Source organism: Cellulosimicrobium sp. AB352 (assembly GCF_049538415.1).
GTDB classification, from domain to species: domain Bacteria; phylum Actinomycetota; class Actinomycetes; order Actinomycetales; family Cellulomonadaceae; genus Cellulosimicrobium; species Cellulosimicrobium funkei.
Genome location: NZ_JBMVFX010000027.1, coordinates 1 through 20,286, shown reverse-complemented (window position 1 = coordinate 20,286; position 20,286 = coordinate 1). Strand labels below are relative to the sequence as shown.

The 20,286-nt window shown below is 75.3% G+C and carries 21 protein-coding genes; 20 read left to right on the top strand and 1 reads right to left on the bottom strand.

Annotated elements, in window-relative coordinates:
• The first annotated feature begins 99 nt into the window (after positions 1–99).
• From ACPCUX_RS16665 to ACPCUX_RS16575, 19 genes are all read left to right on the top strand, one after another.
• A complete protein-coding gene (locus tag ACPCUX_RS16665; protein ID WP_043660617.1) occupies positions 100–483 on the top strand; it encodes a hypothetical protein in 384 nt (127 codons plus the stop codon).
• Positions 484–512: 29 nt separating this feature from the next.
• Positions 513–1,694: a signal recognition particle-docking protein FtsY gene (gene ftsY, locus ACPCUX_RS16660; RefSeq protein WP_144722805.1), complete on the top strand. Its 1,182-nt coding sequence runs from the start codon at positions 513–515 to the stop codon at positions 1,692–1,694.
• 282 nt (positions 1,695–1,976) lie between these two features.
• A complete protein-coding gene (locus ACPCUX_RS16655; RefSeq protein WP_085388128.1) occupies positions 1,977–3,290 on the top strand; it encodes an ammonium transporter in 1,314 nt (437 codons plus the stop codon).
• The gene (locus tag ACPCUX_RS16650) at positions 3,287–3,625 is read left to right on the top strand and encodes a P-II family nitrogen regulator (protein WP_021483028.1); all 339 of its coding nucleotides are present in this window, start codon (positions 3,287–3,289) and stop codon (positions 3,623–3,625) included. The genes ACPCUX_RS16655 and ACPCUX_RS16650 overlap by 4 nt, the downstream gene beginning before the upstream one ends.
• A 16-nt stretch (positions 3,626–3,641) precedes the next feature.
• The gene (locus tag ACPCUX_RS16645; protein ID WP_423389203.1) at positions 3,642–5,489 is read left to right on the top strand and encodes a [protein-PII] uridylyltransferase; all 1,848 of its coding nucleotides are present in this window, start codon (positions 3,642–3,644) and stop codon (positions 5,487–5,489) included.
• 111 nt (positions 5,490–5,600) lie between these two features.
• On the top strand, positions 5,601–7,214 hold the full coding sequence (gene ffh, locus ACPCUX_RS16640; RefSeq protein ID WP_034652454.1) for a signal recognition particle protein: 1,614 nt from the start codon (positions 5,601–5,603) through the stop codon (positions 7,212–7,214).
• Positions 7,215–7,361: 147 nt separating this feature from the next.
• Entirely contained in the window at positions 7,362–8,483 is a 1,122-nt protein-coding gene (locus ACPCUX_RS16635; RefSeq protein ID WP_423389202.1) for an amidohydrolase family protein, read from the top strand.
• Positions 8,484–8,662: 179 nt separating this feature from the next.
• On the top strand, positions 8,663–9,100 hold the full coding sequence (rpsP, locus tag ACPCUX_RS16630; protein WP_021482888.1) for a 30S ribosomal protein S16: 438 nt from the start codon (positions 8,663–8,665) through the stop codon (positions 9,098–9,100).
• Positions 9,100–9,339 (top strand): RNA-binding protein, encoded by a 240-nt coding sequence (locus ACPCUX_RS16625; protein WP_021482889.1) that lies wholly within the window; start codon positions 9,100–9,102, stop codon positions 9,337–9,339. Before rpsP ends, ACPCUX_RS16625 begins: the two co-directional genes overlap by 1 nt.
• 135 nt (positions 9,340–9,474) lie before the next feature.
• Positions 9,475–10,065 carry a ribosome maturation factor RimM gene (gene rimM, locus ACPCUX_RS16620; RefSeq protein WP_086151345.1) on the top strand — a complete coding sequence of 197 codons (591 nt, stop codon included), beginning with the start codon at positions 9,475–9,477 and terminating at the stop codon, positions 10,063–10,065.
• Between the two features lies 1 nt (position 10,066).
• Positions 10,067–10,885, top strand: coding sequence for a tRNA (guanosine(37)-N1)-methyltransferase TrmD (trmD, locus tag ACPCUX_RS16615; protein WP_144722807.1), 819 nt, complete (start codon positions 10,067–10,069; stop codon positions 10,883–10,885).
• Positions 10,886–11,158: 273 nt separating this feature from the next.
• Positions 11,159–11,518: a 50S ribosomal protein L19 gene (rplS, locus tag ACPCUX_RS16610; RefSeq protein WP_021483307.1), complete on the top strand. Its 360-nt coding sequence runs from the start codon at positions 11,159–11,161 to the stop codon at positions 11,516–11,518.
• Positions 11,519–11,661: 143 nt separating this feature from the next.
• On the top strand, positions 11,662–12,477 hold the full coding sequence (gene lepB, locus ACPCUX_RS16605; protein WP_170982093.1) for a signal peptidase I: 816 nt from the start codon (positions 11,662–11,664) through the stop codon (positions 12,475–12,477).
• Positions 12,474–13,304: a ribonuclease HII gene (locus ACPCUX_RS16600; RefSeq protein ID WP_369824901.1), complete on the top strand. Its 831-nt coding sequence runs from the start codon at positions 12,474–12,476 to the stop codon at positions 13,302–13,304. Before lepB ends, ACPCUX_RS16600 begins: the two co-directional genes overlap by 4 nt.
• A gap of 50 nt (positions 13,305–13,354) precedes the next feature.
• Complete coding sequence (locus ACPCUX_RS16595) at positions 13,355–13,654, top strand: DUF2469 domain-containing protein (RefSeq protein ID WP_024840525.1); 300 nt, start codon at positions 13,355–13,357, stop codon at positions 13,652–13,654.
• A gap of 113 nt (positions 13,655–13,767) precedes the next feature.
• Positions 13,768–14,127: a YraN family protein gene (locus ACPCUX_RS16590; RefSeq protein ID WP_021483325.1), complete on the top strand. Its 360-nt coding sequence runs from the start codon at positions 13,768–13,770 to the stop codon at positions 14,125–14,127.
• Positions 14,127–15,665, top strand: a complete 1,539-nt coding sequence (locus ACPCUX_RS16585; protein WP_423389201.1) for a YifB family Mg chelatase-like AAA ATPase — start codon at positions 14,127–14,129, stop codon at positions 15,663–15,665. The genes ACPCUX_RS16590 and ACPCUX_RS16585 overlap by 1 nt, the downstream gene beginning before the upstream one ends.
• Before the next feature lie 25 nt (positions 15,666–15,690).
• A complete protein-coding gene (dprA, locus tag ACPCUX_RS16580) occupies positions 15,691–17,070 on the top strand; it encodes a DNA-processing protein DprA (protein WP_144722808.1) in 1,380 nt (459 codons plus the stop codon).
• 181 nt (positions 17,071–17,251) lie between these two features.
• Positions 17,252–18,148 carry a tyrosine recombinase XerC gene (locus tag ACPCUX_RS16575; RefSeq protein ID WP_061268943.1) on the top strand — a complete coding sequence of 299 codons (897 nt, stop codon included), beginning with the start codon at positions 17,252–17,254 and terminating at the stop codon, positions 18,146–18,148.
• 61 nt (positions 18,149–18,209) lie between these two features.
• Here ACPCUX_RS16575 and ACPCUX_RS16570 read toward each other — a convergent pair whose 3' ends face one another.
• Entirely contained in the window at positions 18,210–18,899 is a 690-nt protein-coding gene (locus ACPCUX_RS16570) for a murein hydrolase activator EnvC family protein (protein WP_255438105.1), read from the bottom strand.
• A gap of 431 nt (positions 18,900–19,330) precedes the next feature.
• Between ACPCUX_RS16570 and rpsB the strand changes: the two genes are divergently transcribed.
• Positions 19,331–20,286 (top strand): 30S ribosomal protein S2 (gene rpsB / locus ACPCUX_RS16565; RefSeq protein ID WP_423389200.1); only part of this gene is annotated, 956 nt, incomplete at its 3' end.

Below are 20,286 nucleotides of genomic sequence, written 5' to 3'. Positions count from 1 at the left end.
ATCGTTGCAATTCCGGGCCTTGTGAAGATGTGGTGCTGATCGCCGAGCCCCGGCGTGGCTGCGGTCGCGACGCATTCCGGCGCCCGGATACTGGAGGGCATGGTCTGGATGTTCGTGTGGCTGGGGCTCACGCTCGGCGTCGCCGCCGTCGTGTTCCTGTTCGCGAGCGTCGTCGCGCGCGCCGAGGCGCAGTCGACCGGTGCGACGGGTGACCGACGGGACGGCGAGCAGGGGATGCGCGCCTTCTGGCGCGACTTCCGCTCGGGGCTGCGGCGGCGTCGCCGCCGGGGCGACAACCCGGGCCAGCACGTCGCGACCGTGCGCATGCCGCGGCCGGTGGACACGAGCATCGACGACTTCTTCACGGCCACGCAGGTGTCGTCCAACGCGTACGTCGACGCCGAGGAGCTCACCGACGTCCTGCACCGCGCGCGCGAGCGCGTGCGCCCGCTGCACCCGGGGGAGCGCCCTCCCGAGGCGTGAGCACCGCATCGGTCTGAGAGACTTCCGGGGTGAACGACCTCCTCCCGCTCTGGATCGTCCTCGGCGTCCTCCTGGTCGTCGGCCTCGTCACCGCCGGGACCGTGTCGGTCCGTCGCCGCGGTCGCCGCGACCTCGTCGAACCCCCGCCCACGGCCCCTGCCGCGCCCCCCGCGACCGCGCCGGACGCCGTGGAGGCACCGCCCGGCACGGCGACCGTGGAGGCGCCGCCGGAGCCCGACGTCGCCGCCCCGCCCGCGCTCGAGCGCCCGGAGCCGGTCGGTGGTCGGCTCGTCCGGCTGCGCGAGCGCCTCGCTCGCTCCGGGTCGCCGCTCGGCGCCCGCCTGCTGTCCGTCCTCTCGCGGGACCACCTCACCGAGGACGACTGGGACGAGCTCGAGGAGACCCTCCTCCTCGCGGACGTCGGCGCCGGGCCGGCCGGCGAGCTCATCGACGCGCTGCGCACCAAGGTCCGCGTCCTCGGGGTGCGCGACGCCGCGAGCGTGCGCGACCTCCTGCGCACCGAGCTCGTCGCGCTCGTCGACCCGACGCTCGACCGCTCGCTCGCGACGTCCCCGCGCACCGCCGAGGACGGGTCCACGGTGCCCGCCGTCGTGCTGGTCGTCGGCGTGAACGGCACCGGCAAGACGACGACCGTCGGCAAGCTCGCGCGCGTGCTCGTCGCCGAGGACCGCAGCGTCGTGCTGGGCGCGGCGGACACGTTCCGCGCCGCGGCCGCAGACCAGCTCGAGACCTGGGGCTCGCGCGTCGGGGTCCCGACCGTGCGGTCCGACCGCGACGGCGCCGACCCGGCGGCCGTCGCGTTCGACGCGGTGCGCCGCGGCCGCACCGAGGGCGCGGACGTCGTGCTCGTCGACACCGCCGGGCGCCTGCAGAACAAGCAGGGCCTCATGGACGAGCTGGGCAAGATCCGGCGCGTCATCACCAAGGAGGCCCCGCTGTCGGAGGTGCTCCTCGTGCTCGACGCGACGACGGGGCAGAACGGCCTCAACCAGGCACGCGTCTTCGGCGAGGTCGCGGGCGTCACGGGCATCGTCCTGACGAAGCTCGACGGCACCGCGCGCGGCGGCATCGTCGTCGCGGTCCAGCGCGAGCTGGGCGTGCCCGTCAAGCTCGTCGGCCTGGGAGAGGGGCCCGACGACCTCGCCCCGTTCGACCCGGAGCAGTTCGTCGACGGGCTCCTCGGCGCCTGAGGCGCGGGCGCGGCCGGGCGCGACGCCCGGCCGCAACGCCCGGCCATAGTGCCCGGCCGGGTGCCGGTCCGGGTCGCCCGGCGGGTCACGGTCGTGTCACGGCGCGATCACGGCCCGGTCGCGGCGCCGGGCTCCGGGCGCCCGCGCGGTGCGGCGAAACCGAACGTTTACGTCCGGGCCGCCCTTGTCACGCCGGCGTAACGCGGCGACACCGCCGGGGAAACCCGCCCGCACCACCGTAGTCCCCGACCGGCCGCCCGGCCGGCGAGGGGAGATGATCCGATGGAGTGGGACACCGGGGCGACCGCGTGGATGCTGACCTCAGCATCCCTCGTGCTCCTGATGACGCCCGGACTGGCGTTCTTCTACGGCGGCATGGTCCGCGCCAAGTCCGTGCTGAACATGATGATGATGTCCTTCGGCGCGATGGCCGTCGTGGGCGTCGTCTACGTGCTGTGGGGCTGGTCCATGTCCTACGGCGAGGCCGGCACGGGTGGCCTGTTCGCCAACCCGTTCGCGCAGTTCGGTCTCTCGGGGGCGATCACGGACGCCGACGGCAGCGCCGTCGCGAGCACGCTCGGCAACTACCCGAACGTGGTCGACATCGCGTTCCAGGTGACGTTCGCGATCATCACGGTCGCGCTCATCTCGGGTGCGCTCGCCGACCGCGTCAAGTTCGGCACGTGGCTGACGTTCACGGCGATCTGGGTCACGGTCACGTACTTCCCGCTCGCCCACATGGTGTGGGGCGGCGGCTTCCTCTCGGCCAACGAGAACGGTCTCGCCGCGAAGGTGTTCGGGGTGACCGACGGCGCCGCCACGGTCGCGCCGATCGACTTCGCGGGCGGCACCGTCGTCCACATCAACGCCGGTGTCGCGGCGCTCGTGCTCGCGCTCCTCATCGGCAAGCGCAAGGGCTTCGGCACCGAGCCGATGCGCCCGCACAACCTGCCGTTCGTCATGCTGGGCGCGGCCCTGCTGTGGTTCGGCTGGTTCGGCTTCAACGCGGGCTCCGCGTTCGGCGCGAACGAGACGGCCGGCCTCGCCTGGATCAACACCACGAGCGCCACGGCGGCCGGCATCATCGGCTGGCTCGTCACGGAGAAGATCCGCGACGGTCACGCCACGTCGCTCGGTGCCGCGTCCGGCGTCGTCGCGGGCCTCGTGGCGATCACGCCCGCCGCCGGCGCGCTCAACCCCGTCACGTCGATCGTCCTGGGCCTCGTCGCCGGCGCGCTCTCCGCGCTCGCGGTCGGCCTGAAGTACCGCTTCGGCTACGACGACTCGCTCGACGTCGTCGGCGTCCACCTCGTCTCCGGCCTCTGGGGTACCGTCGCGATCGGCTTCCTCGCGACCGACACGGGCCTCTTCTTCGGGGGCGGCGCGCAGCAGCTCGTCGTCCAGGTGCTCATCGCGCTCGTCGCGATCGTCTTCACCGCGATCACGACGACGGTCATCGGCCTGATCCTCAAGGTCACGATGGGCTGGCGCGTGAGCGAGGACGCGGAGGTCGGCGGCATCGACCTCGCGGTCCACGGCGAGACGGCGTACGAGTCCATCCAGCAGGGCAGCGTCATCAGGGAGGTGCGGGCATGAAGCTCGTCACGGGAATCATCCAGCCGCACCGGCTCGACGACGTGAAGTCGGCGCTCGAGGCCGCGGGCGTGCGGGGCATGACGGTCAGCGAGGCCAGCGGGTACGGCCGCCAGAAGGGCCACACCGAGGTCTACCGGGGCGCCGAGTACACGGTGGACCTGGTCCCCAAGGTCCGCATCGAGGTCCTCGTCGACGACGCCGACGCCACCGCGGTCACCGAGGTGATCGTCAAGGCGGCGCAGACCGGCAAGATCGGCGACGGCAAGGTCTGGACGGTGACCGTGGACGACGTCGCCCGGGTGCGCACGGGCGAGCACGGCCCCGGCGCCCTGTGAGGAGACGGACCCTCGGATGACCCACCACGCCGACACCCCGACCACGGGCGGGGTCGCAGGGGGATCGGCGGGGCGCCCGGCAGGGCCGGGAGAGCACGGCACGCAGGTCCCGCACCCCGACGGGGTGCGGGACCTGCGTGCGCGGATGCTCGACGTCGCGCGGTCCATGAGCGGACCGGGCCGCAGCGGGGTCGCGCGCCGCGCCGCCGTCGTCGACCTCGTCACGTCCTCGCTCGCGGGCCTCTGGCTCGAGGCGACCGACGGCGTCGCACCGGAGGGGCTCGCGCTCGCCGCGGTCGGCAGCCTCGGGCGGGGCGACATGGGCCCGGCGAGCGACCTCGACCTCGTCCTCGTCCACGACGGCCGCACCCACACCGCCGACGACGTCGCGCGCGTCGCCGAGCGGCTCTGGTACCCGCTGTGGGACGCGGGCGTCGACCTCGACCACGCGGTGCGCTCCCTGTCGCAGTGCCGCCAGGTGGCGTCGAAGGACGTCCCCGCCGCCGTCGGGTGGCTCGACGTGCGCGCGGTCGCGGGGGACGCGCTCGTCGTGCACCGCGCCTCGTCCGCGGTGCTCACCGACTGGCGCTCCGCGTCGCGCCGCCGCCTGCCCGACCTGCTCTCCTCGACGCGCGAGCGCGCCGAGCGGTCCGGCGAGCTCGCCTATCTGATCGAGCCCGACCTCAAGGAGTCGCGCGGCGGCATCCGGGACGCGGTCGTGCTCTCGGCGCTCGCGGCGACGTGGCTCACCGACCGCCCGCACGGGTCGGTCGACCGCGCGCACGCCCACCTGCTCGACGTCCGCGACACGCTCCAGGTCGTCACGGGCCGGCACACGAGCCGCCTCCTGCTCGCCGACCTCGACGAGGTCGCCGCGCTGTCCGGATACGACGACCCCGACGAGCTGCTCGCGAGCCTCGCCGCGGCGGGCCGCGAGATCTCCTACGCGCTCGACACCACGGTCCGCCGCGCCCGCCAGGCGCTCCAGCGGCCGTCGGTCGCCCGCCGCCCGGTGCTCGTGCGGGGACGCCGCGCGGCGCCACGGCTGCGGCCGGTCGGCGACGGCCTCGTCGAGCACGACGGCGAGCTCGTGCTCGCCGTGGACGCCCACCCCGAGTCGGACCCGCTCCTGTCGCTGCGCGCCGCGGCGACCGCGGCGCGCACGGGCCTGACGCTCTCGCCCGTGTCCGTCGCCAGCCTCGCGCGCTGCCCCGCCCTGCCGGAGCCGTGGCCGCGCGCCGCGCGGGCCGCGTTCCTCGCCCTGCTCGGGTCCGGCCAGGCGCAGGTCGCGGTGTGGGAGGCGCTCGACCTCGCGGGCGTCGTCACGACGTGGATCCCCGAGTGGGCGGGCGTGCGCAACCGGCCGCAGCGCGCGGCCGTGCACCGGCACACCGTCGACCGGCACCTCGTCGAGGTCGTGGCGCGCGCCGCGCGCGCCCGCAAGGAGGTCGAGCGCAGCGACCTGCTGCTGCTCTCCGCGGTGCTGCACGACATCGGCAAGCGGGCCGGCGCCGCCGACCACTCCGTCGAGGGCGCACGGCTCGTGCCCGCGATCCTCGGCCGCATGGGCTTCGAGCCGGACGTCGTGGCCGACGTCGAGCGCCTCGTGCGCCACCACCTCACCCTCTCGCGCCTCGCCGTGAGCGAGGACCCCGACGACCCGGCGACGGTCGAGGAGCTCGCGGACGCCGTCGACCACCGCGCCGATCTGCTCGTGGTGCTGCGCGCGCTCACGGAGGCGGACGCGTCGTCGCTCGGCCCGAGCGCGTGGACGGCATGGCGCGCGCGCCTCGTGGACGACCTCGTGGGCGAGACGCTCCGTGCGCTGGGCGCCGTGCCGGGGGGACCGGGCGCCGCCGGGTAGGCTGGACCCTCGCGGACGGCCCGTCCCGTGCCCGCTCCACGTCTGCCGGGGAGCGGGGACGACGGAGGGCCGACGCGCACGAGACTTCCGACGACTGGTGAGGATGACGCGGTGTTCAACACGCTGTCGGACCGACTGACTTCGACCTTCAAGAACCTGCGTGCGAAGGGCCGGCTGTCCGAGGCGGACATCGACGCGACGATCCGGGAGATCCGGCGCGCGCTGCTCGACGCCGACGTCGCGGTGCCCGTCGTGCGCGAGTTCAGCGCGACCGTGCGCGAGCGCGCGCTCTCGGCCGAGGTCTCGGGGGCGCTCAACCCGGCGCAGCAGGTCGTCAAGATCGTCAACGAGGAGCTCGTCGGCATCCTCGGCGGCGAGAGCCGCGGGCTGCGCTTCTCCAAGACGCCCCCGACCGTCATCATGCTCGCGGGCCTCCAGGGCGCGGGCAAGACGACGCTCGCGGGCAAGCTCGCCCTGCACCTGCGCGAGCAGGGGCACACGCCGCTCCTCGTCGCCGCCGACCTGCAGCGCCCGAACGCCGTCACCCAGCTCTCGGTCGTCGCCGAGCGCGCCGGCGTCCCCGTGTTCGCGCCGCACCCCGGCAACCAGAGCGGCGTCGAGGTCGACGACGTGATCGGCGACCCGGTCGCCGTCGCGCGCGAGGGCGTCGAGACGGCGCGGCAGCGCCAGCACGACGTCGTCATCGTCGACACCGCGGGCCGCCTCGGCCTGGACGCCGTCCTCATGCAGCAGGCGTCGGACATCCGCGACGCCGTGCAGCCCGACGAGGTCCTGTTCGTCATCGACGCGATGATCGGTCAGGACGCCGTCGCGACCGCGAAGGCCTTCGAGGAGGGCGTCGACTTCACGGGCGTCGTGCTCACCAAGCTCGACGGCGACGCGCGCGGCGGTGCCGCGCTGTCCGTCCGCGGGGTCACGGGTCGCCCGATCCTCTTCGCCTCCACGGGTGAGAAGCTCACCGACTTCGAGGCGTTCCACCCGGACCGCATGGCGTCGCGCATCCTCGACATGGGCGACGTCCTCACGCTCATCGAGCAGGCCGAGAAGGCGTTCGACGCCGAGCAGGCCGCGAAGATGGCCGAGAAGGTCGCCACGGGTCAGGACTTCACGCTCGCGGACTTCCTGGTGCAGATGCAGCAGATGAAGAACATGGGCTCGATGAAGAAGATGCTCGGCATGCTGCCGGGCATGGGCCAGATGCGCGAGGCCATCGAGAACTTCGACGAGCGCGAGGTCGACCGCATCGAGGCCATCATCCGGTCGATGACCCCCGCGGAGCGGGACAACCCGAAGATCATCAACGGCTCGCGGCGCGCGCGCATCGCCCGCGGCTCCGGTGTGACGACGAGCGACGTGAACCAGCTCCTCGAGCGCTTCGCGGGCGCGCAGAAGATGATGCGGCAGATGAGCCGCGGCGGCGGGATGCCGGGGATGCCGGGCATGGGCAGCCTCCCGGGCATGGGCGGCAAGAAGGCGCGGGGCCGTCAGGCGCCGCAGCGCAAGGTCAAGGGCAAGTCGGGCAACCCGGCGAAGCGAGCCGCGCAGGAGCGTGCGGCCGCCGCGCGCGCGGCGGGGGAGCTCACGGGTCCCGCGGCGCCGTCGGGCTCCGCGTTCGGCGTGGGGGGCACGGACGCGCCGTCCACCCCGACGCCGGACGACCTCCAGCTCCCGCCCGGCTTCGAGAAGCTGCTCGGCGGCCGCTGAGCCGCGGCCGTCCCGGACGGCCGTCCTCGAGCCCGGGTGCGACCCGCAGCCGCCCGGGCGCTAGGTTATGTCCGTGGCACCGCCCGGTGCCGCACCGCGCCCCGACCGGGCCGTCTCCCGTCCCGTCCGTCCTCACCCAGGAGCCGCATGTCCGCGCTGGAAGGCCCCACGCTGCACGTCCGCGGCCACGTCATCGTCGGCGACGACCGCGAGGTGGGCGACCTGTGGGTCAAGGACGGGCGGATCAGCCTCACCCGGCCGTCGGCGCAGGGCACCAACATGGTCGAGCTCGAGGGCTGGGCCCTGCCCGGCCTCGTCGACGTGCACTGCCACGTCGGTCTGGGCGCGCAGGGCGCCGTCGACGCGACGACCGCGCAGGAGCAGGCGCTGACGGACCGGGACAGCGGGGTGCTCCTGGTGCGCGACGCGGGCTCGCCGCTCGACACCCGGTGGGTGCACGGGCGTCGCGACCTGCCGCGCCTCGTGCGGGCCGGGCGCCACCTCGCCCGGCCCAAGCGCTACCTGCGCCACTACGGGCTCGAGCTCGACGACGTCGCCCAGCTCCCCGAGGCCGTGCGCCGCGAGGCGCGCCAGGGCGACGGGTGGGTCAAGATCGTGGGGGACTGGATCGACCGCGACCTCGGTGCCCAGGGCGACCTGCGGCCGCTGTGGCCCGACGACGTCCTCGCCGAGGCGGTCGCGGCCGCGCACGCGGAGGCCGCCCGTGTGACCGTTCACGCGTTCTCCGACGAGGTGATCCCGTCGCTGCTCGCCGCGGGCGTCGACGGCATCGAGCACGGGACGGGGATCCACCCCGACCTCATGTACGAGATCTCCGAGCGGGGCGTCGCGGTCACCCCGACGCTGCTGCAGATCGGGCAGTTCGAGAGCATCGCGCGCCAGGCGGACGCCCGGTACCCGGTGTTCGCGGCCCGCATGCGGCGCCTGCACGAGCGCCGGTACGAGCAGGCCCGGGCGCTGTACGAGTCCGGCATCCAGATCCTCGTCGGCACCGACGCGGGCGGGACGATCGGGCACGGCCGCCTCGCCGACGAGTGCGCCGAGCTCGTTGCCGCGGGCATCCCCGACGCCGCCGTCGTCGCGGCCGCGAGCTGGCAGGGCCGCGAGTACCTCGGCTACACGTCGCTCGTCGAGGGCGCGTCGGCCGACTTCGTCGTCTACCCGCAGGACCCGCGCCAGGACGTCGGCGTCCTGCGCGCCCCGACCGCCGTCGTGCTGCGCGGCGAGATCGTCGCGCCCGCCGCCTGACGCGGTCCGCCGCCGCCGGCAGGTTGGTCGATGCCCTCGCCGTCTGGCACAATGTCCCGGTACTCGGCGTGCCCCGGCCCCTCTCTCCGGCGCGTGCCGTGTCCTGAACCCCTTCCTCGTCCTGTCCCCACGGGACGATCGCGGGTTCGCCCGAACCAGAACCAGGAGAGACCACCACTGTGGCCGTCAAGATTCGTCTGAAGCGTCTCGGCAAGATCCGTGCGCCGTACTACCGTGTCGTCGTCGCCGACTCGCGCACCAAGCGCGACGGTCGTGTGATCGAGGAGATCGGCAAGTACCACCCCACCGAGGAGCCCTCGTTCATCGAGATCACCTCGGACCGCGCCCAGTACTGGCTCGGCGTCGGCGCGCAGCCGACGGAGCAGGTGCTCGCGCTCCTCAAGGTCACCGGCGACTGGCAGAAGTTCAAGGGCCTGCCCGGCGCCGAGGGCACGCTCAAGGTCAAGGGCGAGAAGGTCGACCCGACCGCCGCCATCGAGGCCGCCGCCGCGGACGCCGAGAAGGTCAAGGCCAAGGCTGCCGAGAAGAAGACCGAGGCTCCGGCCGAGGAGACCGCCGACGCGGCCGACGAGGCCGCTGCCGACGAGCAGGCCTGATGATCGCCGAGGCCCTCGAGCACCTCGTGCGCGGCATCGTGGACAACCCGGACGACGTCCGCGTGGCCACGAAGACGCTGCGTCGCGGTGACCTGCTCGAGGTCCGGGTGCACCCGGAGGACCTCGGCCGCGTCATCGGTCGCGGCGGGCGCACCGCCCGTGCCCTGCGCACGGTCGTCGGCGCGCTCGCGACCGACGGGCCGGTCCGTGTCGACGTCGTGGACGTCGACCGCCGCTGAGGCCCGCACGACGACGCCCCGCGAGGGGCGACGGGCAAGGCCCGGCCCGCCACCGGCGGGCCGGGCCTTCCTGCGTCCGCCGCCGGAGGACCGGCGCGTACCGTCCCATCCCGCACCACACGAGGAGTCACGACGATGGAGCTGACCGTCGCGCGCGTCGGCAAGGCGCACGGGCTGCGGGGCGAGGTAGCCCTCGACCTGCGCACCGACGACCCCGAGGAACGCCTCGCGGTGGGCGAGCGTCTGGAGACGCGGCCCGCCGACGCCGGCCCCCTGACCGTCGCCACCGTGCGCGTCCACCAGGGCCGCTGGCTCGTCGGGTTCGAGGGCGTGCGCGACCGCACGGGCGCCGAGGCGCTGCGCGGCGTCGAGCTCGTCGTCGAGGCCGAGGCGTCCGACGAGGAGGACGCGTGGTACCCGCACGAGCTCGCCGGGCTGCGCGCCGAGGGGACGGACGGCCGCGTGCTGGGCCGCGTCGAGGGCCTCGAGCACCTGCCCGCGCACGACGTGCTCGTGCTGCGCGAGCCCGACGGCGCCCGCACGCTCGTGCCCTTCGTCCGGCAGATCGTGCCCGTCGTCGACGTGGCCGGCGGCCGGGTCGTGCTCGACCCGCCGGGCGGCCTGCTCGCGTCGGACGCGGAGCACCTGGAGGTCGCGGCGCCGAGCGCCGGCGACGCGGCGGGCGAGCCCGGGCCGCAGGACGCCTCCGCCGACGGCGAGGCCTGACGTGCGGATCGACGTCGTCACGATCTTCCCCGACTACCTCGCCGCGCTGGACCTGTCGCTCGTCGGCAAGGCCCGCACGGCCGGGATCCTCGACCTGCGCGTCCACGACCTGCGCGACTGGACGACGGACCGGCACCGCACGGTCGACGACACGCCGTTCGGCGGCGGCGCGGGCATGGTCATGCGCCCCGACGTGTGGGGGCGGGCGATCGACGACGTGTCCGGCCTGTCGACCGACACGGTCGCGGGAGAGGCGAGCGCGGTGCACCTGGTCGTGCCGACGCCGTCGGGCACGACCTTCACCCAGCGCACCGCCGAGGAGCTCGCGACGGAGGAGCACCTCGTCGTCGCGTGCGGACGCTACGAGGGCATCGACGCGCGCGTGGCGGAGCACTACCGTGCCGCCGGGATGCGCGTCAGCGAGCTCTCGATCGGCGACTACGTGCTCAACGGCGGCGAGGTCGCGGCGCTCGTGATGATCGAGGCCGTCGGGCGCCTGCTGCCGGGCGTCGTGGGCAACCCGGAGTCGCTCGTCGAGGAGTCGCACGGGGCCGCGGGGCTCCTGGAGTACCCGGTCTACACGAAGCCGCCCGTGTGGGGCGACCTCGAGGTGCCCGAGGTGCTGCTGTCCGGGCACCACGCCCGGATCCGGCGCTGGCGCCGGGACCAGGCCCTGCGTCGCACCGCCCGCCGCCGCCCGGACATGGTGCGTGCGCTCGACGTCGCGGCCCTCGACCGGCACGACCTGGAGGTCCTCGCGGGGGCCGGCTGGGGCGTCGTCGACGGCCACCTGGAGCGCACCGCCCCTGCCGACGACTGAGCGGGGACCCTCCCGGCGCGCGCCCGTGGCCCGCGAGGACTGCCGCCCCGGCCGACGGGTGTGGCAGAATGGTCGATCGGTGTGTGCCGCCCCGGACCTCTGCCACAGGGGAGCCCGCGCCCGATCCTCGGGCGGACTGGCACGACGGACCCGACGACCGCGAGGTCGACGACCGTCCACGCGCAGCACGGCACACCCCACCGATACGACGACGGCCCGGTCTGCCCGGGCCACGAGCACGCGTCCGACCTGTGGCGGGCGAGGAGAAGCACCATGCACACGCTGGACAGCGTCGACGCAGCATCGCTGCGCAGCGACGTCCCGGAGTTCCGCCCCGGTGACACGCTCAAGGTCAACGTCAAGGTCGTCGAGGGCACCCGCTCCCGCGTCCAGGCGTTCCAGGGTGTCGTCATCGCCCGTCAGGGCAGCGGCGTCCGCGAGACGTTCACGGTCCGCAAGATCAGCTTCGGCGTGGGTGTCGAGCGCACGTTCCCCGTGCACTCGCCGTCCATCGAGTCCGTCGAGGTCGTGACGCGCGGTGACGTGCGTCGCGCCAAGCTGTACTACCTGCGCGCGCTGCGCGGCAAGAAGGCGAAGATCAAGGAGAAGCGCGAGACCGCGCCCAACCGCTGATCGGCTGTCGGCGACACCGCCGCTCCGCTCGTCCCGACGGCGGCCGTCCCTCCCGGGACGGCCGCCGTCGGCGTACCCGGGGGGCGCTGTCCGCGGGCCGGTTCCGTTTCCCGGATCGCCCCCCGAGGTGGCATTGTGAACGCGTGACCGACAGCGCCCCGCCCCGCGGCCCGCACCCCGACGCCGGCACCGAGCGCGCGGCGCTCGGCCCCGAGGACGACGGGCGCCCCCCGCACGGCCAGCACCTCGCGGCCGAAGGGGACGAGGTCGCCCCGCGCGAGCGCCCGCGCAGGTCCTCGCTGCTGCGCGAGACCGCGATCATCGTGGTCAGCGCGCTGGTGCTGTCCCTGCTCATCAAGACGTTCCTCGTCCAGGCGTTCTTCATCCCGAGCGCCTCGATGGAGGACACGCTCGTCGAGGGCGACCGCGTGATGGTGTCCCGCCTCGTGCCCGGCGCGTTCGACGTGCACCGGGGCGACGTCGTCGTGTTCAAGGACCCGGGCGGCTGGCTGCCGCCGCAGGAGCCCCAGGACCAGAGCGCGGTGTCCGAGGCGGTCCGTGCGGCGCTGACGTTCGTCGGCCTCCTGCCGCAGGACACGGGGGAGCACCTCATCAAGCGCGTCATCGGCGTGCCGGGCGACCACGTCGTGTGCTGCGACGCCGAGGGCCGCGTGAGCGTCAACGACGTGCCGATCGACGAGACGTACATCAAGCCGGGGTCGATCCCCAGCCAGGACGCGTTCGACCGCACGGTCCCCGCCGACATGCTGTTCGTCATGGGCGACAACCGGCAGAACTCCCTGGACTCGCGCTACAACACGGGCAAGCCCGGAGGCGGGTTCGTGCCGATGAGCAACGTCGTGGGGACGGCGTTCGTCAAGGTGTGGCCGCTGTCGCACGTCGGTCTGCTGCGTAACCCCGGCGACGTGTTCGCCGACGTCCCCGAGGTGGAGCCGTGACGCTCGACGCCGTCGCGCGTCCGGAGCCCGCGCGGGCACCGGCGCGCCGGGCACCCGCGCGTCGTCGGCCGGACCTGCGCCAGGAGCGCGCCATGCTGCGCGACGGCGCGCGGCTCGTCGCCGGGATGGACGAGGTCGGTCGCGGCGCGCTCGCCGGGCCGGTGTCGGTCGGGGTCGTGGTCGTCGACCTCGCGACGAAGCCGTGCCCGCCCGGGCTCACGGACTCGAAGCTCCTCACCGCGGCGGCGCGCGAGGCGCTCGTGCCCCTCGCGCGGTCGTGGTGCGTCGCGTGGGCGGTGGGCCACGCGGGTCCGGCCGAGATCGACGCGCACGGGATCGTGGGCGCGCTGCGGCTCGCGGGCCGCCGTGCGCTCGCCCAGGTGCGCCGGACGGTCGGCGACGTCGACGCGGTCCTGCTCGACGGCAAGCACGACTGGCTGAGCCGCCCCTCGGCGGTGGACCTCTTCGAGGCGTTCGACCTCGACCCGCACGACGACGTCCGGCTCGTCGACCCGCGCGTGCGCACGCTCGTCAAGGCGGACCTGCAGTGCGCGTCGGTCGCCGCCGCGAGCGTGCTCGCGAAGACCGAGCGCGACGGCCTCATGACGAGCCTGGCGCGCCAGTACCCCGCCTTCGGGTGGGACCAGAACAAGGGCTACGGGGCGGCGGCGCACGTCGAGGCCCTGCGCGAGCACGGCCCGACGCCGCAGCACCGGCGGTCCTGGCGCCTGCCCGAGCGCGGTGACGAGGGCATCGGCGTCCCGGCGTACGGCGACCCGGTCGACGTGCTCGAGCTCGACCCCGAGGCCGGTCTGCCGACGAGCTGACCGGTGTCCTCCGTCCGGTCCGGTGGCCGCCGATGGTCCATGATGGAGCCGTGAGCGCCGAAGACCTGGAGAACTACGAGACCGAGATGGAGCTCGCGCTGTACCGCGAGTACCGCGACGTGGTGGGCCTGTTCTCGTACGTGGTGGAGACCGAACGCCGCTTCTACCTGGCGAACCAGGTCGACCTGCAGGTGCGTTCCGCCGCCGGTGAGGTCTACTTCGAGCTGCGGCTCGCCGACGCGTGGGTCTGGGACGTGTACCGCTCCGCGCGGTTCGTGAAGTCCGTGCGCGTCGTGACGTTCAAGGACGTCAACGTCGAGGAGCTCGCGAAGGCCGAGCTCCAGCTCTGACGCCGTTTGTGGCCGTGCACAGGACCACTGGCTGACGGCGGTCCCACAGGCCCCCCGGCGCACCTGGCGCCGCTCCCGCGCCGTGCCCCACGGTGGGCCGCGGAGGTGAGCCCATGGGAGCGAACGACGCCGTCGGGCGGTACGGGGAGAAGGTGGCCGCGGCCCACCTGGTCGAGGCGGGCTGGACGCTCCTCGACCGCAACTGGCGCGGGACGCGCGGCGAGCTCGACGTCGTCGCGCTCGACGGTGACGTGCTCGTGGCCGTCGAGGTCAAGACCCGGCGCGGCACGGGGTTCGGGCACCCGGCGCAGGCCGTCACGCCCGCGAAGCTCGGCCGTCTGCGCCGGCTCACGGGGGAGTGGCTCGCGACGCACGACGTCCGCGCCCGGTCGGTCCGGATCGACGTCGTCGCGGTCCTCGTGGCTCGCGCCGGCGCGGCACGGGTCGAGCACCTCGTCGGGGTGAGCGCCTGATGGGGCTCGGGACCACGCGCGCGGTCGCGCTCGTCGGGCTCTCCGGTCACGTCGTCGAGGTGCAGGCCCACCTCGCGGCGTCCGTCCCCGGCTTCGTCCTCGTCGGGCTGCCGGACACCGCGCTCAGCGAGTCGCGCGACCGCGTGCGCGCAGCCGTGACGTCGTCGGGCATCGCGTGGCCCCAGCGCAAGGTCACGATCAACCTCTCGCCCGCGGCGCTGCCGAAGTCCGGGACGGGCTTCGACGTCGCGATCGCCGTCGCGCTGCTCGCCGGTGCCCAGGTGCTGCCCGCGGGCGCGGCGGACGGCGTCGTACACCTGGGCGAGCTGGGCCTCGACGGTCGGCTCCAGCCCGTGCGCGGCGTCCTGCCCGCCGTGGCGGCCGCGGTCGCGGCCGGTTTCCCGGACGTCGTGGTGCCGGCGGCCGACGTGGCGGAGGCGCGCCTCGTGCCCGGGGCCCGGGTGGTCGGGGCGGCGAGCCTCGCGGACGTCGCGCGGCTCCACGGCGCGTCGCTCGAGGGCGCAGACGAGGCGGCCGCGCCGGTCGTGGTCCCGCGCCCCGTCGTGCCGGCGGCCCGTCCGGGAGACCTCTCGGAGGTCGTCGGCCAGGACGAGGCGCGGCACGCGCTCGAGGTGGCGGCCGCGGGCGGCCACCACCTGCTCCTCGTCGGGGCGCCGGGCGCAGGCAAGACGATGCTCGCGTCGCGGCTCCCCGGGATCCTGCCAGACCTCACGGAGAGCGAGGCGGTGGAGGTCACCGCCGTCCACTCCGTGGCCGGGGTGTTCGACCCGGGCGCGGGACTGGTCCACCGCCCGCCCTACGAGGACCCGCACCACACCGCGACGCCCGCCGCCATCGTCGGCGGGGGCAGCGGTCAGCCCCGACCCGGGGCCGCGTCGCGGGCGCACCGGGGCGTGCTCTTCCTCGACGAGGCGCCCGAGTTCGGCGCACGCGTGCTCCAGACGTTGCGCCAGCCGCTCGAGCACGGCGAGCTCGTCATCCACCGGGCGGGCGGGACGGCGCGCTACCCTGCCCGTTTCCAGCTCGTGCTCGCCGCCAACCCGTGCCCGTGCGGCCAGGGCGTCGGCAAGGGGCTCGAGTGCACGTGCTCGTCGGTGGCACAGCGACGGTACTTCGGTCGGCTCTCCGGCCCGCTCCTCGACCGCGTGGACGTGCAGGTCGAGGTCCGGCCGGTGACGCGGGTCGAGCGCGCGCGAGCCGCCGCCCCCGAGCCGAGCGCGGTCGTCGCGGCCAGGGTCGCCGCGGCCCGGGAGGCGGCCGCGTCCCGGCTCGCCGGCACGCCGTGGCGCACGAACGGCGAGGTGCCCGGCACGTGGCTGCGCGAGCAGCTCGGCCCCGACGCGGGCCTCCTGGCCGACGTGGACCGCGCGCTCGACCGCGGCACGCTCAGCCTGCGCGGCGCGGACCGCGTCCTGCGCCTCGCCTGGACCGTCGCGGACCTCGCCGGGCGCGCCGCGCCCACCCGGGCGGACGTCGGGACCGGGCTCGCGCTGCGCACTCGGGGCTACCGTGCCTGACCGCGGGGCCGGGGACGGACGACCGGTGTTCGACGTCCTCGACGAGCGCCTCGCGCGCGCGGCGTGGTCGCGCGTCGCGGAACCGGGGGACCAGGTCGCGGTCGCGCTCGTCGACCAGCTCGGCGCCGGTCCGGCGCTCGAGTGGCTCCACGAGGCGGCTCGTGACCCGGCCGGCGCGCGCCGCGCGCTGGTCCGGCTCGCCGACGACGGCGCGCCGGGCGGTACCTCTCCGGCATGCGAAGGGCCGACGGGCGTCCCCGTGCTCGGTCCCGCTCCCGGCGCCCGCGAGGACGCGCCCGACCCGGCGGCACGGTCGGCCGGCCGGCGCGTGGCGGAGCGCGACGCGGTGGGACGGTCGACCGACGCACGCGTGACGGACCACGACCCGCGCGCCCGGTCGGTGGCGCGGCTCCTGCGGGCCGTCGGGCGCTGGGCTCCCCGCCTCGACGGGCTGGACCCGCGCCGTGAGCTGCGCGTGCTCGAGCGCCTCGGCGGCACGCTCGTCGTGCCGGGCGACGACCGGTGGCCGTCCGGCCTCGACGACCTCGGGCCCGTCCGCCCGCTCGCGCTGTGGGTGCGGGGGAGCGCCGCGGTGCAGGACCTCGCGGCGCGCTCGGTCGCGGTGGTCGGCGCCCGCGCCTGCACCGACTACGGCCGCCACGTGACGGGCGAGATCGCAGCAGGCCTCGCGGCGCGAGGGTTCACCGTCGTGTCCGGGGGCGCGTACGGGATCGACGCGGCGGCGCACCGGGCGGCGATCCTCTCGGGTGGACCGACGGTCGCGTTCCTCGCGGGGGGCGTGGACCGGTTCTACCCGGCCGGGAACGTCGAGCTGCTCCGCTCGGTCGTCGAGTCGGGCGGCGCGGTCGTCTCGGAGGTCCCGCCCGGGTCCGTCCCGAGCCGGGTGCGGTTCCTGCTGCGCAACCGGCTCATCGCGGCGTTCGCGCGGGCGACGGTCGTCGTGGAGGCGGCCTGGCGCTCGGGCTCGCTGAGCACGGCGTCGCGCGCCGCGGAGCTCTCCCGTCCGGTCGGTGCCGTGCCGGGCCCCGTGACGTCGATGGCGTCGACCGGGTGCCACCGGCTCCTGCGCGACGGCGTGGCGGTGTGCGTCACCGACGCGGACGAGGTCGTCGAGCTCGCGGGCGACCTCGCGCGCGACGCGGCGCCCGCCGCGCCCGCCGCGACCTCGTGGCGAGCACCCCACGACGCCCCGTACGACGACCTGGACCCCGTCGAGACGCGCACGTGGGACGCGCTCCCGCTGCGTGCGGGAGCCTCGACCGAGGCGATGGCCCGCGCCGCGGGTCTTGCCGTGGCGGACGTGGTCGGTGCGCTAGGGAGGCTCGAGGCCCGGGGGCTCGCCGAGCGGTCGCCCGTCGGCTGGCGGCGCGTGCGTGAGCCATGAGTCATGGGCCGTGCGAGGTGCGCTGAGCGTGCGTGGGCCCTGAGCGGCGAGCAGAGCGGAGCGCCTCCCCGGGCCAGGGCTCGCCGCGCGCGAGACTGGGGGCGTGACACGAGCAGACACCTCCGAGGAGCACCCCGCGGACGAGCGCGTCGCGGAACCCGCCGTCGCGCTGCCCGAGGCGATGCGTGCGGCGCTCGCGGACTTCGCGGTGCACCTCGAGGTGGCACAGGGGACGTCGGCGCACACGGTCCGCGCCTACACCGGCGACGTCGAGTCGTTGCTGCGGCACGCCGTCCGCCACGGCGCGGCGGCCCCGCGCGACGTCGACCTCGCCGCGCTGCGTGCGTGGCTCACGACGCAGTCGGAGCGCGGGCTGGCCCGGGCGACCCTCGCCCGACGCGGCGCGGCGGCGCGCGCGTTCTTCGACTGGGCGCGGCGCACGGGGCGTGTCGACTCCGACCCGGCGGCGCGGCTCGCGAGCCCGCGCGTGCCCCGCACCCTGCCGACCGTCCTCGCGGTCGACGCGGCGGCGCGCCTGCTCGACGACGCACGCGAGGCCGCCGTCGAGGGTGAGCCGGCCCGGTTGCGCGAGTGGGCCGCCGTCGAGCTCCTCTACGGGGCCGGGATCCGCGTCGGCGAGCTCGCGGGGGTCGACGTCGACGACGTGGACCTCGCGCAGCGCGTGGTCCGGGTGCTCGGGAAGGGCGACAAGGAGCGCGTCGTGCCGTTCGGCGTGCCGGCGGCGCGCGCGGTGACCCGCTGGCTCGATGTGGGCCGGCCCGCCCTCGTCACCGCGCGCTCGGGCCCCGCGCTCCTGCTGGGCGACCGCGGGGGACGCTGGGGGCAGCGGCAGGTCCGCGAGGCGGTGCACCGCCTCGCCGCGGCGGCGGGCGTCGACGACGTCGCCCCTCACGACCTGCGGCACAGCGCCGCGACGCACCTCCTCGCCGGGGGCTCGGACCTGCGCAGCGTGCAGGAGATCCTCGGGCACTCCTCGCTCGCGACGACGCAGCGCTACACGCACGTGACCGCGGAGCGGCTGCGCACCTCGTTCGAGCAGGCGTTCCCGCGCGCCTGACGGGACGCGCGATCCGCCCTGATCTGGCGCGATCCGCCGTGAACCGCCGCAGCCCGCGCGGTCAGCCCTCCCCGAGCGGCAGCAGCACAATCGGCGGCCGGTCGCCGAGGAGAGCCAGCGGGTCGAGGTAGCGCTCGCCGCGCCGCACGCCCCAGTGCACGCACGTGGCGGCGCAGTGGCTCCCCGCGGCGCTCTCCGCGGCCTGCACCGTGCCGAGCACGGACCCGGACGTCACGCGCTCGCCGCGCCCGACCGACGCCGTCACGGGCTCGAGGGAGGTGCGCAGCCCGTCGTCGTGCAGGACGACGACCACGTCGCGCCCCGCGACGGGCCCGGTGAACGAGACCACGCCGGGGGCGGGGGAGCGGACGGTCTCCGCGGGGGCGGCCGCGAGGTCGACGCCGCGGTGCCCCGGGAGCCAGTCGTGCTCGGGCGGGTCGAACGGCGCGAGCACGCCCAGGTCGGCGACGTCGCGGTCGAGCGGGGGAACCCACCCGCGCGACGCGGCTCCCTGCCCGGGCCCGGGAGTCGACGCCGCTCCTGTCACGGGTGCGGCGAGGACCACGAGCGCGCCGAGCACGAGGGCGGCGCCGCGGACCCGGGCAGGACGCGTGGTCGTGCCGCCGGACCGCCCGACGGCCGGGTGCCCGGGCAGGTGATCGGTCGTGCGGCCGGACGGCCGGTCGGCGAGACGGACCGCACGGCGGGCGGGCGGGTGAGCGGACGGGAGACGAGCGCGGTCGAGGGTCACGGGCTCAGGGTGCCGGAGTCACGCCGACGGGCGCGGACGCGGCGGGCTCGGCTGTGGACGAGCGGTGCGCACGACGGCGCACGGCGGCGGCTGTGGTCGGCCCTGCCGTCGGGTAGACTTGCCGCTGCGACCGGCGCGTTCGCCGTGCCCGGCCCGAGGGACCACCTCGGCCGAGGACGGAGCCGGTCGACTTCGCGCGTCACGTCCTCGCCCTCGTCTCCCGGTCCGTCCGGGTCGGGGTGGGGCCGCGTCCGGCGTCGGTCCTGCTCGCACCGCCCACGGTGCGTCGCAGGCGTCGGCACGGGTGGCGCCAGGGGTGCGACCACCAGGGTCGTCACCGACAACCGCACCGCGGTCCGTCCCACGGGAGGGGCCGCCAGAAGCGTGCGCGCACCGGGTGGATCCCGGGCCGCACGGCGAAAGGACGTGTCATGGCCGTCGTGACCATGCGCCAGCTCCTCGAGAGCGGTGTCCACTTCGGGCACCAGACCCGCCGTTGGAACCCGAAGATGAAGCGTTTCATCTTCACCGAGCGCAACGGCATCTACATCGTCGACCTCCAGCAGTCGCTGTCGTACATCGACCGCGCGTACGAGTTCGTCAAGGAGACCGTCGCGCACGGCGGCTCCATCCTCTTCGTCGGCACCAAGAAGCAGGCCCAGGAGCCCGTGGCCGAGCAGGCCGCGCGCGTCGGGATGCCCTACGTGAACCACCGCTGGCTCGGCGGCATGCTCACCAACTTCACCACGGTGCACAAGCGTCTCCAGCGCCTCAAGGAGCTCGAGGAGATCGACTTCGACGACGTCGCCGGCTCGGCGCTCACGAAGAAGGAGCTCCTCGTCCTGCGTCGCGAGAAGGACAAGCTCGCCCGCACGCTCGGCGGCATCCGCGACATGGCGAAGGTCCCCTCCGCCGTGTGGATCGTCGACACGAACAAGGAGCACCTCGCGGTCGACGAGGCGCGCAAGCTCCACATCCCGATCGTCGCGATCCTCGACACGAACTGCGACCCGGACGTCGTGGACTACAAGATCCCGGGCAACGACGACGCGATCCGCTCCGTGACGCTGCTCACGCGGGTCATCGCGGACGCCGTCGCCGAGGGTCTGCTCCAGCGTCACTCGGGCCGTTCGGGCGCCGAGGCCGAGGCGGGCGCCTCCGCCGAGCCGCTGGCCGAGTGGGAGCGCGAGCTCCTCGCCGGCGCCGAGCAGCAGCTCGAGGCGGACGAGAAGGCCGCCGAGGCGAACGTCGAGGCCGCCGCGGCCGAGGGCGTGGCCGAGGCTGCCGCCGAGGTCGCCGCCGAGGAGCCGGGTGACGCCACCGCCGAGGTCGTCGAGGAGGCCGCCGCCGAGGCTGCCGTCGTCGCGGACGCCGAGGCCGTGGTCGC